The 16,946-nt window shown below is 58.1% G+C and carries 14 protein-coding genes; 8 read left to right on the top strand and 6 right to left on the bottom strand.

The window, feature by feature from the left end:
* Positions 1 to 149: 149 nt before the first annotated feature.
* Genes ACUW6V_RS09830 through tamA form a run of 3 tightly spaced genes read right to left on the bottom strand, consistent with a single transcriptional unit; the run spans position 150 to position 5,994 of the window.
* Complete coding sequence (locus ACUW6V_RS09830; RefSeq protein WP_004387569.1) at positions 150 to 485, bottom strand: gamma-glutamylcyclotransferase family protein; 336 nt, start codon at positions 483 to 485, stop codon at positions 150 to 152.
* A gap of 2 nt (positions 486 to 487) precedes the next feature.
* Complete coding sequence (gene tamB / locus ACUW6V_RS09835; RefSeq protein WP_105578119.1) at positions 488 to 4,264, bottom strand: autotransporter assembly complex protein TamB; 3,777 nt, start codon at positions 4,262 to 4,264, stop codon at positions 488 to 490.
* Positions 4,261 to 5,994, bottom strand: a complete 1,734-nt coding sequence (tamA, locus tag ACUW6V_RS09840) for an autotransporter assembly complex protein TamA (RefSeq protein ID WP_014728014.1) — start codon at positions 5,992 to 5,994, stop codon at positions 4,261 to 4,263. The genes tamB and tamA overlap by 4 nt, the downstream gene beginning before the upstream one ends.
* 224 nt (positions 5,995 to 6,218) lie before the next feature.
* Between tamA and msrA the strand changes: the two genes are divergently transcribed.
* The 3 genes from msrA to ACUW6V_RS09855 all read left to right on the top strand — a co-directional run bounded on the left by msrA (position 6,219) and on the right by ACUW6V_RS09855 (position 9,908).
* Positions 6,219 to 6,857 (top strand): peptide-methionine (S)-S-oxide reductase MsrA, encoded by a 639-nt coding sequence (msrA, locus tag ACUW6V_RS09845; protein ID WP_004387565.1) that lies wholly within the window; start codon positions 6,219 to 6,221, stop codon positions 6,855 to 6,857.
* Between the two features lie 105 nt (positions 6,858 to 6,962).
* Positions 6,963 to 8,378: a CBM96 family carbohydrate-binding protein gene (locus ACUW6V_RS09850; RefSeq protein WP_454038307.1), complete on the top strand. Its 1,416-nt coding sequence runs from the start codon at positions 6,963 to 6,965 to the stop codon at positions 8,376 to 8,378.
* Positions 8,379 to 8,576: 198 nt separating this feature from the next.
* A complete protein-coding gene (locus ACUW6V_RS09855; RefSeq protein WP_004387563.1) occupies positions 8,577 to 9,908 on the top strand; it encodes a hemolysin family protein in 1,332 nt (443 codons plus the stop codon).
* 63 nt (positions 9,909 to 9,971) lie between these two features.
* Here ACUW6V_RS09855 and ACUW6V_RS09860 read toward each other — a convergent pair whose 3' ends face one another.
* Complete coding sequence (locus ACUW6V_RS09860; RefSeq protein ID WP_004387562.1) at positions 9,972 to 10,178, bottom strand: DUF1107 domain-containing protein; 207 nt, start codon at positions 10,176 to 10,178, stop codon at positions 9,972 to 9,974.
* Positions 10,179 to 10,505: 327 nt separating this feature from the next.
* Between ACUW6V_RS09860 and ACUW6V_RS09865 the strand changes: the two genes are divergently transcribed.
* On the top strand, positions 10,506 to 11,063 hold the full coding sequence (locus ACUW6V_RS09865) for a YtfJ family protein (protein WP_004387561.1): 558 nt from the start codon (positions 10,506 to 10,508) through the stop codon (positions 11,061 to 11,063).
* Here the strand turns inward: ACUW6V_RS09865 and cysQ are convergent.
* On the bottom strand, positions 11,053 to 11,796 hold the full coding sequence (gene cysQ / locus ACUW6V_RS09870) for a 3'(2'),5'-bisphosphate nucleotidase CysQ (RefSeq protein WP_007887430.1): 744 nt from the start codon (positions 11,794 to 11,796) through the stop codon (positions 11,053 to 11,055). The two genes, ACUW6V_RS09865 and cysQ, sit on opposite strands and share 11 nt — an antisense overlap.
* Positions 11,797 to 12,017: 221 nt before the next feature.
* Here cysQ and ACUW6V_RS09875 point away from each other — a divergent pair, with 221 nt between their 5' ends.
* Entirely contained in the window at positions 12,018 to 13,961 is a 1,944-nt protein-coding gene (locus tag ACUW6V_RS09875) for a bifunctional 2',3'-cyclic-nucleotide 2'-phosphodiesterase/3'-nucleotidase (protein WP_454038308.1), read from the top strand.
* A gap of 244 nt (positions 13,962 to 14,205) precedes the next feature.
* Here the strand turns inward: ACUW6V_RS09875 and ACUW6V_RS09880 are convergent, their stop codons facing one another.
* Positions 14,206 to 14,586, bottom strand: a complete 381-nt coding sequence (locus ACUW6V_RS09880) for a winged helix-turn-helix transcriptional regulator (RefSeq protein WP_014728010.1) — start codon at positions 14,584 to 14,586, stop codon at positions 14,206 to 14,208.
* Positions 14,587 to 14,674: 88 nt separating this feature from the next.
* Between ACUW6V_RS09880 and ACUW6V_RS09885 the strand changes: the two genes are divergently transcribed.
* The 3 genes from ACUW6V_RS09885 to ACUW6V_RS09895 all read left to right on the top strand — a co-directional run bounded on the left by ACUW6V_RS09885 (position 14,675) and on the right by ACUW6V_RS09895 (position 16,941).
* On the top strand, positions 14,675 to 15,529 hold the full coding sequence (locus ACUW6V_RS09885; RefSeq protein WP_171964248.1) for an SDR family oxidoreductase: 855 nt from the start codon (positions 14,675 to 14,677) through the stop codon (positions 15,527 to 15,529).
* Positions 15,530 to 15,626: 97 nt separating this feature from the next.
* On the top strand, positions 15,627 to 15,998 hold the full coding sequence (locus ACUW6V_RS09890; RefSeq protein WP_032987997.1) for a lysozyme inhibitor LprI family protein: 372 nt from the start codon (positions 15,627 to 15,629) through the stop codon (positions 15,996 to 15,998).
* 85 nt (positions 15,999 to 16,083) lie between these two features.
* A complete protein-coding gene (locus ACUW6V_RS09895; protein WP_004385318.1) occupies positions 16,084 to 16,941 on the top strand; it encodes an AraC family transcriptional regulator in 858 nt (285 codons plus the stop codon).
* Positions 16,942 to 16,946: the final 5 nt, after the last annotated feature.

The raw sequence follows: 16,946 nt of genomic DNA on the forward strand, positions 1-16,946 counted from the left end.
TAGCAGCAGTTAAGTAGCTAATTAGTCACGCTAAAACTTTTATGGCAGTTTTATGACAGCGCAGATTTACGGCAGGGGTAAAAGCCCGTGCGTATAACGTCGCCCATTAAAAAACCACGCCGAAGCGTGGTTTTCGAGGAAGAACGATTTTACCTGTCGAGCCAGTTGCCGCTTTCGATGCGGGTCAGCCCTTCAGTTGGTCGTTGGTAAACATACATCCAGGCGCTGCCGTACGGCGTCTGGATAAGCTGGCGTTTATATTCACCGCGCGCGGTGCGCAACGCATCCAGCTCCGCAAGCGTTGTGGCATCGATGCGATACACTTCGCCGACTACCGAGCCTTCGCCTGGCACTGCCCCAGGGTAATGCCCCAGACTGAAGAGCTGGTAGTTTTCGATGTCATAATCGCCCAGCCACTGGGCGTTGGTCATCCAGTGGCTGTTGCCTTGTTTGCGTCGTAAACTGCCGTAGACAAATATTCGCATTGCTAAAACTCAAACTGATAGAGCACATCAAGTGCCTGATCTACGCCAGACACCGCTTCCAGATATAGCTTAGGCATCAGGCGATACCTTAGCGTGAGCGTCGCCAGCGAGTCAAAAATGCCCACGCCGTATTTCACCTGGAGACCCGGCAGTACATAGCCGCTGACCACCACCTGGGAGGAATCGCCCACCCCTTCGGTGTCCAGCGCCAGATTGCTTACGCCAAACGTCTCGCCGATTTTACCCACAACCTGACCACTTTGTGCAACCCCCAGGCCAATCAGCATAGACGTCATGGCGTCGCTGTCGCTCTGCCCGCTCTCAAGCCCCTGCCCGCGCAGGAGATAAGAGAGCGCCTCCTGCTGCGACATTGCCGGGTCGGAGAAGACTTCCACCTTCGGCTCGTCGGTTTCGCCAGTTACGCGCACGCCAGCGATCACATCGTTTTCGGTGGCGTCAGGGTTACGGATCGCCTCGATATTCAGGAGTGGCCGGTCCGGCGGACCGGAGAACAGCAGCTCACCCTTACGCACCAGCAGATCCTGGCCGTAAGCGTGGAAGCGCCCTTCGGGAATATTAATCTGCCCGTTCAGGCCCAGCCCCTGTTTATCCTGCGCGACTTTCAGATCGCCGGTCAGACGCGCCTTCAGCCCAAAAGCATCTATCCGCACGTTGTTCCCAACGTGAACGATGAGATTACTATTGATCGGAATGGAAGCGTGCTGCTCCTCTTCCGGTTTCAGATTTTCATCGAGCAGAACTTCATCACTGGAGACGCCCACCGCGCTTTCCGGCAGATCGTGCACCACGATGCGCGCCCACGGCACATCCACGCGGCCATCAAGCGTAATCAGGCTTGGCGTCGCCTCCAGCACCACATCCGGCGAAACGTCCAGGCGCACCATCGGTGGCACGGTGATCCGCACGCGGCTGCCGCGCGCCGCCACTCGGGCGCGCCAGTTATCGATCTGGCTCCAGTCGGCGTTACCGTTCAGCGCGATTTCGCCCTGCTTCGTGCGCACCACGCCCTGCAGCGTCGAACTCATGCCATTGAAGTTCATGGCAAGCTGGCTTGGCTGCATATCGAACGGCATAAAGTTACCCTCGATATCCACACCGTTAAGCTGCATCTGGCCGAACAGTTGCGGCTGGCGTGCATCGCCGCCGAGCCGCAGGTTCGCGCTCAGAATACCCGCCGCTTTCTCGCCGCGCGAAAAGACCGGGTTGGCGATAGCGAGCGAGAAATTACGGATATTGATATTCCCGGAAAGATTGCGGCGCTCCTGTGGGTCCGCCACCTGAATATCACCGTCGAACTGGCCATTATTAGCGAGACGAATCAGCCAGTTGAGCCGCGCACGGTTATTACGCAACTCCGCGTTCAGGTTCAGCGTGTCGAACGCCACCAGCAGCGGATTGCCGTTCACCAGTTGCGTCACGCGAACCCCGCGCCCGGCGAGCTGCACCTGTCCCTGCGGCAGCCCTTCTTTTGTGGTATCCCAGCTGACATCCGCTTTACCGGTGAAAAGCCCGCTCGCCTGCGTCTCTTCCGGCATAAACGGTTTGATCATGGCCAGATCGAAACGGTTGAGATTCACCTGCGCCCGGCCGGTCGCGCCCGCATCGATGGTTTGCGGAACGCAGAGCTCGGCGTTCGGGTTACGCCAGCAGTGCGGGCCGATGGCGATTTTCTGCTCCTGCCCGCGATAGTCGAGCGTCAGCGCGCGGCTTAGCGCCCATGGGCCGACTGGCGTGGCGAAACGCGTATTATCAATCTCGCCGCGCCAGCGCATCGCCTGACGGTCAAAGCTGCCGCGCAGGTCGAGCTGCCCGGAGACCGGCTCGCCCTGCACGCGCAGCGCCATCTGATGTGACTTTTCATTGCCTTTGGCGGCGAGCGTAATCAGCCGCAGGTTGATATCGCCCTGCACCAGACGCTCAACGCGCAGATCCAGCGAGCCGCCGATCTGATCGGTGGATTTCACATCGCCAAGCAGGCGCACCTGCGCGACGGAGAGCTCCTGCCAGCGCAGGTTGCGCGCGGTGACATCGGCGTTAAGTTCCGGTGCCTCGACGTTACCGCGAATTTTCACCAGCCCTTTCGCTGTGCCGCCGAGCCCCGGCAGCGCGTTATCCAGCGCCGGCGCGTCAATCGTGGCGTCCAGCGCCAAGTCTTTAACGCCCAGCTCGCCCTTCACGTCCGCTTTATTGCGCCCTAATTCCAGATGCAGGCCGGGGATGGTCCACTGAAGATAGCTGTTGCCCTTAAGCTGCCCGTCGACCTTCACCTTATTCTGCTTAACGTTGCCCGCAAGCTTCAGCTCCGGCACGTCAAGCTGCCAGGTGCCGCCATAGAGGCTGCCGCGCAGCTTCATCAGCCCGTCAAGCTTCGACGGCCACTCCGGGTACTGTTTGGCGGTGTTAATGCCTTTCAGCGCCAGTTCGCCGCGCCAGCTGATGGCCTGCTGCCAGTCGAGCAGCGCGGTCAGCGTGGTGTGGCCCTGCAGCGCCGCGACGTCCAGCTTATCGATGTTGATCTGCTGTTCGTTGCCTTTGCCGTCAAGCGTAATGGTGGCAGGCGGCAGCTGATCGCCTTTCACGGCGGTACGGAACGACAGTGCGTAATCGGTCATTTTGCCGGAAAGCTTCAGTTTAAGATCGTCAGCCTGATACTGTTTCGGGCCAGTGAGCGGCCAGTAGAGCTGCTCGCTGGTAATATCCAGATTGAGCGGCAAGCCCGCTTCGGCAAGTTTCGTCTGCCCGCGCAGCACCACATCCACCGGGCCGGAAAGATTGACGCCGAACTCCAGCTGGTCGCGCAGTGCGCCGCCCACTTTGAGCTTCACTTTCTCGCCCTTGAGCGGCTCCACGTTCAGCGTGCTGTTAAGCGTAATATCGACCGGCCAGTTGTTGCGCAGCTCCGCGCTGCCGGTGGCGTTAACCGTGCCCTGATTCGAATCGATATCCAGCGTGTCGAGCTTCGTGACGCCATCCACGCTGCTGATTTTCACCAGCAGATTGCTGACCGTAATATCGGTGTCGCCAGTCAGGCGCAGCTGTTCGCCGTGAAAATTTTCCACTGTCAGGTTGAGCGGCAGATGAACATCCGTCATCTCCGGCAGCACAGGTTTAGCGAATAGCTCACGCAGCGTCTCGCCGAGCGGTTTCTCCTGCGGCTGCGGGTTATTCACCTTCGGCTCGATCACCTCCTCCTGCGCCACATCCGCCGCTTTGGGCAGCGCGATGAGCAGCCCCTGTAACGAGGTCGGTTTGAGCGTCAGATTGCGGCTCTCCCAGGCGAGGCCCGAGCTGAAATCCATCACCGACACCAGCGTATCGTCGATTTTGATATTGACGTTATGCAGCGCCGCCCGGCTCAGCGTAATCGGGTACGGCGTGGAGAGATCAAGCGGCCCGCTCTCTTCTTCTTCCACTTTCGCCGCTGGCGGCATTTTTTTGGTATCGACGACCACGTTGATATCTTTCAGCGAGAAATCATTCACGCACAGGCTGCTGTCGCGCAGGCAGGCGAGCTTCACGGAAAGATGGATTTCGCCGGCGTTAACGTCCACGCCCGGCTGCTGGTAGCGCAGCGAGGTGATAGTCAGGTCGCGCCAGCCGCCGGTGACGCGCCCGATATCGAGCCCCGGCACCCAGCGATTAGCGGCGTTAAAAACCAGATGTAAACCTGTCGTGGTGCCCACCAGAAAGCCAACGGTTGCGATAAGCAGCACGACAACGGCCAGAACGGCGAGGCTGATTTTTTTCATACGACTCATAATTCAGGCCCCAGACCGATGTAAAACTGCAAACCATGCTCCTCTTTGTCGCCAACGGGCACTGCGAAATCGACCTTGATGGGCCCGACCGGCGACTGCCAGCGCACCCCGACGCCCGCGCCGGTTTTGAAATTGCTTTGCTTGATGTCGTTGACGGCTTCACCGGAATCGACAAACACCGCGCCCCACCATTTGCCGGTCACGTTGTACTGGTATTCCAGCGAGCCGGTAGCGAGCTTCGAGGCGCCGGTCAGCTTGCCGTCGTCATCTTTAGGAGAGATAGATTTATATTTATAACCGCGGATGCTGCGGTCGCCGCCCGCGAAAAAGCGCAGGTCCGGCGGCACGCGCTCAAAGTCGTTGGTTTCTATCCAGCCGAGGTTGCCGCGCGCCACAAAGCGATGTTTGTCATAGAGCGTGCGTATCCAGACGTTTTGCGCCTGCAGGACGACGAAATCGACGTCAGAGCCCCAGGCGGAGTCAGAGTAGTCAATGGAATAGCGCTGTGAATCGCCCCACGTCGGCATCAGGCCGCCGCGTGAGCGAGTGCGGCTTAGCATCACGCCCGGATAGAGCAGCATCGTGGTATGGGTGACGTTGGCCTGGGTAAAGTGATCCAGACTCCAGCGCAGGTTAATGGCGCGCTGCCAGCCGCTTGAGAGATCCCAGTAGCGGGAGACGGCAAGCGTGGTGGAATCTGCTTCGGTGTCGTTGAGATCGGTGCGCTTAAAGCCGCCCTGCACCAGATAATATTGCTCCAGCGGGTTCTTCAGCAGCGGCATTTTATAGCTGAAATCAAGCTGCTGTTCCGGCGCGGAGATACTGGTCGAGGTGGTAAGACTGTGGCCGTAAGAGTTGATCCACGGTTTGCGCCAGTTCGCTTTGAGACGCGGACCGACGTCAGTGGAGTACCCCGCGCCCACTTCGACGGTATTTTTAATGCGCGGCGAGACCACGCCCCGCAGCGGCAGCACTTTGGTCTTACGGGATTTTTCAAATTCCGGCGCCACGACGACCGAGTTAAACCAGCCGGTGGCGGATAAACGGCGGCTCAGCTCTGCTACGTCGCTTGACTGGTAATAATCGCCCTTTTTAAACGGCACCAGGTTTTGCAGATACTCTTCGCGGATCTGCGAGCCGCTGAAGGTGACATCGCCGAAGCGGTAGCGCTGCCCGCTATCGTAATCGATATCCCAGAACGCCTCGCGACGCTCCACCGAAACGCCAAGCTGGCTCTTTTTATATTCGCTGTCGAAATAGCCCCGACGCAGCGCCAGGCTGGTCAGCCCTTTTTTGAAACTGTCGTAGTCGTTATGGTTCAGCACTGTGCCGATGGCGGGACGCTTTTTCAGCAGCGCCAGATACTCTTTATCGTCGCGCGCGCCGCCGCGCAGAATCACATTCGTTCCGGCGATAAGCACCGGTTTGCCCGCGTTAACCCGCGCCAGCAACACCTGGCGACGCCCGCCCGGCGGCGGTTCGCGCAGTTCGAAATCAATGGTCGGTTCGTAGTAGCCCAGCGCTTTCAGCCCGTTGCGGATGGCGTCATCGACGCGCGCGCGAAAGCGGCGGTCCGGCGTGACCTCATCCGTCTGAATCGTGGAAAGCTGAGCGCGGACGTTTTTTTGTAGCGCGCCGGTCAACCCTTCCACCTGCAAACGGACAGGCGCAGCGGTCGAGGCGCCCGCCACCAGCAGCGTGGCCCAGCACAAGTTACGGATTAATGGCACGTTTTCTCCTGAATATCCCTTATTCCCACTCCCGGGAGGAAACCTGATGCCGCTCCGCGGCCTGACAAAACTCCGGTAAATGGAGTTGAAATGAAGACGATCACCCAAATATTTCTTATGTTTAATTTAGTCGCATTTAAGAGGTTTATTGTGGGCAAAGAGCCGCTTCGTGACAACCGCAGGCGAGAATTTGCACGCTTAACATTTTTCAGGAGGTCGGCCCTATGAGTTTTTTTGATAAGAAACAAATGATTACCGAAGAAGAGGCTCTGCCGGGGCGTAACACCCGTATGCCGGTGGCAGCGTTGCATACCGTGACCGGGCACTCAATGACCAATGTGCCGGAGGGAATGGAGGTGGCGTTATTCGCGATGGGCTGCTTCTGGGGCGTGGAAAGACTCTTCTGGGCGTTGCCGGGCGTCTACAGCACCGCGGCAGGCTACACCGGCGGCTATACGCCAAACCCGACCTACCGAGAAGTCTGCAGCGGGCAGACGGGGCACGCCGAAGCGGTGCGCGTGGTCTATGACCCAAAAGTCATCAGCTACGAACAGCTGTTGCAGGTGTTCTGGGAAAACCACGATCCGGCGCAGGGGATGCGTCAGGGTAATGATGTCGGGACGCAATACCGTTCGGCGATCTACCCGTTAACGCCGGAGCAAGAGGCCGCGGCACAGGCGAGCCTCGAACGGTTCCGCGCGGCGATGGAAGCGGCGGGCGACTATCGCCATATCACGACAGAAATCGCCCCGGCCAAACCGTTTTACTATGCCGAAGACGAACACCAGCAGTATCTGCACAAAAATCCGTACGGCTATTGCGGCATCGGCGGCATCGGCGTGTGCCTGCCCCCCGAGGCGTAACAATTCATCAATCATTGTATTATCAGGATTTGTGATAAGTGATGAGAGGCGTTAAGCGGCGCGCCCATGCTATCCCTCAACCGACACTGGTTGCGGAGAACTGTTATGAAACTCATCACGCTGTTACGCTCGTTTATCCCGGTGGTGACCGGTCTTAGTGCGCTTTCCGCCTGGGCCGGTCCCCAGGCGGATGTTGACTGTGCTTACCACCATACCGCTGGCGACGATGCCATCATGATGTATGGCATGCCAAACCACGCCATGCTGCATGACTTCTTTGGCAATACCCATACCGACGCTTATTCCGATTATGTCCGGCTGCGAAACCAGCCGGATAATACCTGTAATAACAAAGCGGACAGCTCCGCCTGGTGGGTTCCCACCATGAAGTTGCCCGACGGACAAATCGTCAAACCTGCCTACCAGAAAACCTACTATCAAAGCACCAGTGTAGATACTTACCCCCTGACCCCCTTCCCGCCCGGTCTTGAGCTGCTGGCGGGCGATCATTACGGCACCGGGCCTAACCGGCACATCACCTTTCTGTGCGCCAATGGCAAGGGGTATACCAATACGGCAGGCGAAGTCTGCGGGTTACGCCAGAAAGGCGATGCGGTACAGTTTAATATCGGTATCCAGTTCCCGAACTGCTGGGATGGCGTCAACCTCAAACCCGCACGCGGCAGGATGAACGCCACCTACACCAACGACGCAGGCGCGTGCCCGGCGGAGTTCCCGGTGAAAATCCCGACGGTGAATATGAACGTCGCCTGGGTTCTGCCACAGATTACCTCGCTTGATACCGCGAAAATCCAGCTGTCGATGGACCCGCAGATGGATGGCGAAACCCGTATTGAGAAATGGGGCAGTATCTATACGGCTCATGGCGATTTCATGAATGGCTGGCCGGTGCAATCGGCGCAGTTTATGACCGAAGAATGCATGAACAAAAATATGGACTGCGGCACCAATATTCCGTTCAGTTACCAACGCGCCAGCGCCGATACGTTTGTCAGCAGCGCGGAGCCGGGCCGTAACTTTGGTGACGAGCCGACGCTGCAGGTGCAGGATGACTGGCGCAACGGGGGACGCACCGCCAATAAAGAGGTCATGTCGCTGGTGAAATTTTCCATCCCGCCGCTGCCTGAAGGCTATTCCGACGCCGATGCCGCGCTGTTTAAATATAAAATTCGCATTTATGGCGGGAAAAACGGCGAAGGCGCGAATCAGATCTTTTTCTACCCGGCCGATACGCAGTGGGATGAGCATCAGGTGAACTGGAATAATCGTCCGGCGTGTAACTACAAATCTGACGGCATTCTGTATCTCGATAACGCGCGAATCTATCGCTACGTGGATGTTGATAAAGCCGTGCGGGCCGCGCTGGCTGCCGGGAAAACCGAAATCGCCTGGTACATTGGCGGTGACCGCCAGGGCGGCAATTACAGCTTTAACCCGGCAGGCACCAAAGAAAACCTGCTGCTGATGCTGACAGGCTACGAAAACGTACCGGAGATCTGACCGTTTACGCCCGCCGCAATTTCCCTACGCGGCGGGCGCTTTCTTCACCCGTTGCGCAAGCCCTCTGGCAGCCACGCCGGGGCTTACGCTATACTACCCTTTGAATTTGCAGGCCTCCTTCTCTACAGCCTGCATTCACCGTGTTTTCACACAATAATCAACTTCCCTTCCGAGGATCCGGCGATGGCTGGATAAGATATGTTAAACAGTATTTTACTGATACTTTGTCTCATTGGCGTCAGCTCCTTTTTCTCGCTTTCCGAGATCTCGCTTGCCGCCTCCCGTAAAATCAAACTCAAGCTGCTGGCCGATGACGGCAACATCAACGCCCAACGGGTACTGAAGATGCAGGAAAACCCTGGCACCTTCTTTACCGTGGTGCAGATTGGCCTGAACGCCGTCGCCATTCTTGGCGGTATCGTGGGCGATGCGGCGTTTTCCCCGGCGTTCTACACGCTGCTGGTGCGGTTTATCTCCCCCGAGGCCGCCGAGCAAGTGAGCTTTATCCTCTCCTTTACGCTCGTCACCAGCCTGTTCATTCTTTTCGCTGACCTGACCCCGAAACGCATCGGTATGATTGCGCCTGAAGCCGTGGCTTTGCGCATCATCAACCCGATGCGCTTCTGTCTGTTCATCTTCCGCCCGCTGGTGTGGTTCTTTAACGGCATGGCGAATGTGATTTTCCGCCTCTTCAAACTGCCGATGGAGCGTAAAGACGACATCACTTCTGATGATATCTACGCGGTGGTGGAAGCTGGCGCGCTCGCGGGCGTGCTGCGCAAACAGGAGCATGAGCTTATCGAAAACGTGTTTGAGCTGGAGTCGCGCACCGTGCCGTCCTCCATGACCTCACGCGAAAACATCGTCTGGTTCGATCTCCATGAAGATGAGCAGAGCCTGAAGAACAAAGTGGCGGAGCATCCGCACTCCAAGTTCCTGGTCTGTAATCAGGATATCGACCACATCATCGGTTATGTCGATTCCAAAGACCTGCTGAACCGCGTGCTGGCCAACCAGAGCCTGGCGCTGACCAGCGGCGTGCAGATCCGCAACACGCTTATCGTGCCGGATACGCTGACGCTCTCCGAGGCGCTGGAAAGCTTCAAAACGGCGGGTGAAGACTTCGCGGTTATCATGAACGAATATGCGCTGGTGGTAGGGCTTATCACGCTGAACGACGTGATGACCACGCTGATGGGCGATCTGGTCGGTCAGGGGCTGGAAGAGCAGATCGTCGCGCGCGACGAGAACTCCTGGCTGATTGACGGCGGCACGCCGATCGATGACGTCATGCGTGTGCTGGATATCGACGAGTTCCCGCAGTCCGGCAACTACGAAACCATCGGCGGCTTTATGATGTTTATGCTGCGCAAAATCCCGAAACGCACCGACGCGGTGAAGTTCTCCGGGTATAAGTTTGAAGTGGTGGATATCGATAACTACCGCATCGACCAGCTGCTGGTGACGCGCATCGACAACAAGCCGGGTGTGCTGACGCCCAAACTGCCAGACGAGCAGAACGCCGCCTGAGCCTCAAAACACTAACGGCCCCATCGGGGCCGTTTGTCTTACTGCATACGTACAACGCTGTCGTTACGCCATCTCGGTCTGGAGACGCATAACCTGACGGTTGACTTCGGACATGACGGAGTAGTGCTGTTTGTCCTTCACTTTCGGGACGAGGATTTTGCCTTTATCGAACTCGAAAGCGCCAACATCCTTGATATACAACCGTCCACGAAACAGGATCTTCACGTACTTCGCCACCTGAAGCGGGTTGTAACGTTGGAAAATTTTCATTGTTCTCTCCTGCTGAATTACGCCCTCGTGGTACCACATTTGGACCATCATGATTAAGACGCAAAATTTGTTGCCAGATGACTATAGACCAGAAGTTCGGGAGCACCCACTCTGCCTGACTTTATTTACGCTTTTATTACATTCTTTCAGAATTTTCTTTTCAAAACTCTACGGAGCGCAGGAGAATGCCGCTTTTTTTAACGGTTTCTGTGCGTTCGCCCGCAAACTGGCACTGTGGTTGCGTGAAAACAGAAAATTAACAATTAAGCTAAAAAGCAATGGGCCCAAGTGGTCCGATCACCTGCACAATCGAAAAAGGAGCCACCTATGACCCTGCGCGGAATGCTGGCGCTGAGCTGCCTGCTGCTGCCGCTGATGGCCTCGGCACATAACTTCAAAGAGAACGACCGCGTGCCGCCCATTGGCATTAACGACAAAGGCGAACTGATGCTGAATAAAGATCAGTTTAGCTACAAAAACTGGAACAGCGCGCAGTTACCTGGAAAAGTGCGAGTGCTGCAACATATTGCCGGGCGCACCTCGGCAAAAGAGAAAAATGCGGGGCTGATTGAAGCCATCAAAGCCGCGAAATTCCCGCACGACCGCTACCAGACCACAACGATTGTGAACAGCGACGACGCCATTCCCGGCACCGGAATGTTTGTTCGCAACAGCATAGAGAGCAATAAACAGCAGTATCCGTGGTCGCAGTTTATCGTCGACAGTAACGGCGTGGCCCAGAAAGCCTGGCAGCTTGAGCCGGGAAGCTCGGCGATTGTAGTGCTGGATAAAGACGGGCGCGTGCGGTACGCGAAAGATGGCGGCCTGACGCAGGAAGAAGTGCAGCAGGTCATGAACCTGCTGCAACAGTTACTCAGTAAATAGTGACCCGGAAGCTGGGGTTCAGGAACGACTCACGTGGCGTGTAATCCAGCGTTTTGCCCTGCCAGTCGTGAACCTGCGCCCCGGCGGCGACCGCCACGGCGTGACCCGCCGCCGTATCCCAGATATTCGTCGGCCCGAAGCGCGGATAAAGCTGCGCTTCTCCTTCCGCCACCAGGCAGAACTTCAGCGACGAGCCTACCGACGTGGTCTGGTGTTCGCCAAGCTGCTGCAGATAGTCCTGCAATTCGGCGTTATCGCCGTGGGAGCGGCTTATCACCACACGCGGCGGACGCGCGTCGCGCACCTGGATCTGCTTGCGCACGCCGCACTCTTCTTTCCACGCCTTGCCTTCCGCCGCGCTGTACATCACATTCAGCACCGGCGCGTAGACCACGCCAAGCACCGGTTTGCCGTTTTCAATCAACGCGATATTAACGGTGAATTCGCCGTTGCGCTTGAGAAACTCTTTGGTGCCGTCGAGCGGGTCCACCAGCCAGTAGCGCTGCCAGTGCTGACGCACGTCCCAGCCTGGCGGATCTTCTTCGGAGAGCACCGGCACCTGCGGCGTCAGCGCTTTCAGCCCGGCGACAATCACCGCGTGCGCTGCGATATCCGCCGCCGTCACCGGCGAATCATCAACCTTTTGGGTGGCTTCCAGCGGTTTGTGACCCTCGTAGACTTCCATGATGGCGCTGCCGGCTTCGCGCGCCAGTTGGCAAATCTGTTCTAACATTGTCATCCACCTCTTTCTCGTTTCGCAGTCCGTCCCGGCTGCGGATTTAACACCTTGTTTTATCGATATGATTTTTATATCGCATTGCGTCTTGTTCCGCTATCTGTGAAGCGATTCCGGTTTCCCTGCCCGTTTTTCTGGCAGGATTCACATTTTTGTAAGCAACAAACGATAGATACATAAACTTTTGTGGCTTCGCTCTGAAAAAAAGGACCTGCCTGATGATTAAGTTTAGTGCAACGATGATAGCCACGCTGGTTGCCGCCAGCGTGAACGCCGCCACGGTGGACCTGCGTATCCTGGAAACCACCGACCTGCACAGTAACATGATGGACTTTGACTATTACAAAGACGCGCCCACTGAAAAATTCGGCCTGGTGCGTACCGCAAGCTTAATCAAAGCCGCGCGCCAGGAGGCCGCCAACAGCGTGCTGGTGGATAACGGCGACCTCATTCAGGGCAGCCCGCTTGGCGATTACATGGCCGCGAAGGGCCTGAAAGACGGCGATGTGCATCCCGTATATAAAGCGCTGAACACGCTGGATTACGCCGTCGGCAACCTCGGCAACCATGAATTCAATTACGGCCTTGATTACCTGCATAAAGCCCTCGCTGGCGCGACATTCCCCTACGTCAACGCGAACATCATTGATGCCAAAACCCAAAAGCCGCTTTTTACGCCGTACCTGATTAAAGAAACCCAGGTAAAGGACAAAGACGGCAAGCCGCATACGCTGAAAATCGGCTACATCGGGTTTGTGCCACCGCAAATCATGACCTGGGATAAGGCGAATCTCAGCGGCAAAGTCACGGTTAACGATATCACCGAAACCGCCCGTAAATATGTGCCGCAAATGCGCGCGGAAGGCGCCGATCTGGTGGTGGTAGTGGCGCACTCGGGGCTCTCCGCCGAGCCATACAAAGCGATGGCGGAAAACTCGGTGTACTACTTAAGCCAGGTGCCGGGCGTGGACGCCATTCTTTTCGGCCATGCGCACGCGGTGTTCCCCGGTAAAGATTTCGCCGCCATCAAAGGCGCAGATATCGCCAAAGGCACGCTGAACGGCGTACCGGCGGTGATGCCGGGCATGTGGGGCGACCATCTGGGGATCGTCGATCTGGTGCTGAATAACGACAGCGGCACATGGAAAGTGACGCAAAGCAAAGCCGAAGCCCGCCCGATCTACGACACCCAGGCGAAGAAATCGCTCGCCGCTGAAGATCCGGCGCTGGTGAAAGTGCTGAAAGCGGATCACGACGCCACGCGCGAATTTGTCAGCCAGCCGGTCGGGAAATCCGCCGATCCGATGTACAGCTATCTGGCGCTGGTGCAGGACGATCCAACCGTGCAGGTGGTGAACAACGCGCAGAAAGCTTACGTGGAACACTTTATTCAGGGCGATCCGGATCTGGCGCAGTTACCGGTGCTCTCCGCCGCCGCGCCGTTTAAAGTGGGCGGGCGTAAAAACGATCCGGCAAGCTTCGTGGAAGTGGAAAAAGGCCAGCTGACGCTGCGTAACGCCGCCGATCTTTACCTCTACCCCAACACGCTGGTGGTGGTGAAGGCAACGGGCGCGGAAATAAAAGCGTGGCTGGAGTGCTCCGCCGGGCAGTTTAACCAGATTGACGTTAACAGCACGAAGCCGCAATCGCTGCTGAACTGGGACGGTTTTCGCACCTATAACTTCGACGTTATCGACGGCGTGAATTACCAGATAGACGTGACGCAGCCCGCCCGCTATGACGGTGAATGTCAGACGATCAACCCGAAAGCGGAGCGCATCAAAAACCTGACGTTTAACGGCAAGCCTATCGATCCGAACGCGACGTTCCTGGTCGCCACCAATAACTATCGCGCTTATGGCGGCAAGTTTGCCGGCACCGGCGGCAGCCATATCGCGTTTGCATCGCCGGACGAGAACCGCGCGGTGCTGGCGGCGTGGATTGGTGCCGAAACCAAACGCGCGGGTGAAATTCACCCGGCGGCGGATAACAACTGGCGTCTCGCGCCGATTGCAGGCAACCACAAGCTGGATATCCGCTTTGAAACCTCGCCTTCTGACAAAGCGGCGGCGTTCATCAAAGAGAAAGCGCAATACCCGATGACCAGCGTCGGCAAAGACGATATCGGTTTTGCGGTGTATCAGCTGGATCTGTCGAAGTAACGGCACTCACGCCAACCACTCCCCCCCAGGCCGGGTAAGGCGCAGCCGCACCCGGCACTCACGCCAACCAATCCCCTCCCAGGCCGGGTAAGGCGCAGCCGCACCCGGCACTCAGGCAAACCATTCCCCCCGTAGGCCGGGTAAGGCGCAGCCGCACCCGGCACTCAGGCCAACCACTCCCCTCGTAGGCCGGGTAAGGCGCAGCCGCACCCGGCATCCTGTCTTCAGCACCAGAACCCGGCGCTCACGCCGCTTGCTCTCCACGGTTCGCCATTACCTGCGGCAGATTAACTTCAATCCAGTCGGCCAGCGCGGCCACCTTCTCGCTCACCTCCACGCCGAGCGGCGTCAGGCTGTATTCCACATGCGGCGGCACCACCGGATACGAGACGCGGTCGACAAAACCGTCCTGCTCCAGCGCCTGTAACGACTGCGCCAACATCTTCTCGCTCACGCCGCCCATTTTCCGGCGCAGATCGCTGAAACGGTGCGTGCCGTCGCGCAGCGCCACCAGGATCAGCACGCCCCAGCGGCTGGTCACATGTTTCAGCACATCGCGTGACGGGCATTCTTCGGCGAACAGATTGCCGTCGCGTAACTGCTCACTCAGGGTAGAACGGGTCATTTCATACTTACCTTTTTGTACGTACTTACTAAAAGTTAGTTTGAGTGATAGTGTGCCACAACACCCAACCGAGACAAAGGAAAAGACCATGATTGCGATTACCGGCGCTACCGGCCAGCTTGGCCAGCGCGTGATTGATACCCTGCTGAACACCGTTGCGGCACAGGAGATTGTCGCGATTGTCCGCAACCCGGCGAAAGCCGCGGCGCTCAGCACCAGAGGCGTCCAGGTTCGCGCGGCTGATTATAATGACGCGGCGGCGCTCACCGCGGCACTCGCGGGCGTGGAAAAGCTGCTGCTCATCTCATCAAGTGAAATCGGCCAGCGCGCGACGCAGCACCGTAATGTTATCGACGCCGCGAAAACCGCAGGCGTGAAACTCATCGCTTACACCAGCCTGCTGCATGCCGATCGCTCGCCGCTGGGGCTTGCCGACGAACATGTCGCTACTGAAAAGATGCTCGCGGATGCCGGTATTCCTTATGTGCTGCTGCGTAACGGCTGGTACACCGAAAACTATCTGGCGAGCGTGCCGCCGGCGCTTGAGCACGGCGTGTTTATCGGCAGCGCAGGCGATGGGAAAATTGCGTCCGCCAGCCGTCAGGATTACGCCGAAGCCGCCGCCAAAGTGCTGACGCTTGATAACCAGGCCGGGCGCGTTTATGAGCTGGCGGGCGACCACGCCTGGACGCTTCGCGATTTAACCGCGCTGTTAAGTAAAGAGACCGGCAAAACGGTCGCGTATCAGAATTTGAGCGAGGCGGATTTCGCCGCGGCGCTCACGGGCGCGGGTCTGCCGGAAGGCTTTGCGAAACTGCTCGCGGATTCAGATATCGGCGCGTCCAAAGGCGGCCTGTTTGATGACAGCCGCCAGCTCAGCGTGCTCATTGGCCGCCCGACCACCTCGCTTGAAGCGAGCCTGCGTGAGAGTCTCAAACCGTGATATTAAATCTGGCAGGCTGCTTTCCCTGTGCCTGCCGGATACAATGCGAGCGCCTGCCACAGGCGCTCAAAACAATAAACCGAAAACAGGGATCCTCATGAAAGCACACCTTCTCGCACTTCCGCTGCTGCTGTGCAGCGCCGCCGCGTGGTCCATGAGCTGTGACAATCCGCGCAGCCCGTATGACACCACCTACTGCGCCGCGCTGGAAATGGTTCAGGGCGACCGCGACCTCAACCAGCAATATAAAAACACCATGTCCGTGCTCTCGCCTGCGCAGAAGCAGGTCGTGAAAAACGCCCAGATCTCGTGGCTGAAAGTGCGCGATCACGAGTGCGCGGAAGGCTCCACGCTGCTGCTCGGCTGCGCCAATGAGAAAATGACCGCCCGCATTGCGCTGCTGAAAAGCATCGAGCGCGAGTGCCGCAACGCCGGCTGCAACGACGCCGACCTCTCCCGCATCGAATAACCGTCAGGTTAATTAATTGTTAATTACGGTGGCGAAGGCCACCGTTGTTCTTATAATGGGGACTTACCCTTCGTGGAGAGCTCCTGTGCACGGCGTACCCGATCAGTTCACCGACGAACGCGACAGCGCCCGCTTCCGGCAATTGCCTGCGCTGCCGGGCGTGGAGCTTTATCACGCCCATATCGCGCATTACGCTTTTGAGCCCCACACCCATGAAGCCTTTGGCATCGGCGCGATTGAGCTTGGCGCCGAGCGCTTTCGCTACCGCGGCGCGCAGCACGTGGCGGCGGTGAATTCGCTCGTCACCATGAACCCCGATGAACTGCACACCGGCGAAGCGGCGACCCAGCAGGGCTGGCGCTACCGGATGATTTATCTGGAGCCCGAGACGCTGGCGCAGCTCACCGGCGAGCGTCACTGGTGGTTTGCCGAGGTGGAGCGTCACGATCCGCTACGCGCCCGCCAGACCGGCCAGCTTATCGCCGCACTCTGGTCCGCGCCGGATACGCTCGCGCAGCAGGGGTTGCTGCTCGATCTTATCGACACCTTCCGTCCGTATGCGCGCCATGCGCCGCAGGCTGCCGAAGGCGCGCACCGCTTCGACCGGGTACGCGAGTTTCTCTACGAAAACTACATGCTGCCGCTGACGCTCGATGAGATTGCCGCCGAAGCGGCGTTAAGCCCTTATCATTTCCAGCGCCAGTTCAAAGCGCGCTATGACGTCACGCCGCACCAGATGCTGATGGCGGTGCGCCTGTGGCGCGCCAAGCAGTTTCTCGCCGCTGGCCTGCCCGCCGCTGATGTCGCGGCGGCCGTGGGCCTTACCGATCAGCCGCACCTCACCCGCGCCTTCACCCGCCGCTACGGCATTACGCCCGCACGCTACCAGAAACAGGTGGCTCGCCAGATCTTCAGCCCGGCTATAATTCAGACACCGTTGTAAGGGAG

This window comes from Cronobacter sp. 153480017-3 (genome assembly GCF_053627815.1).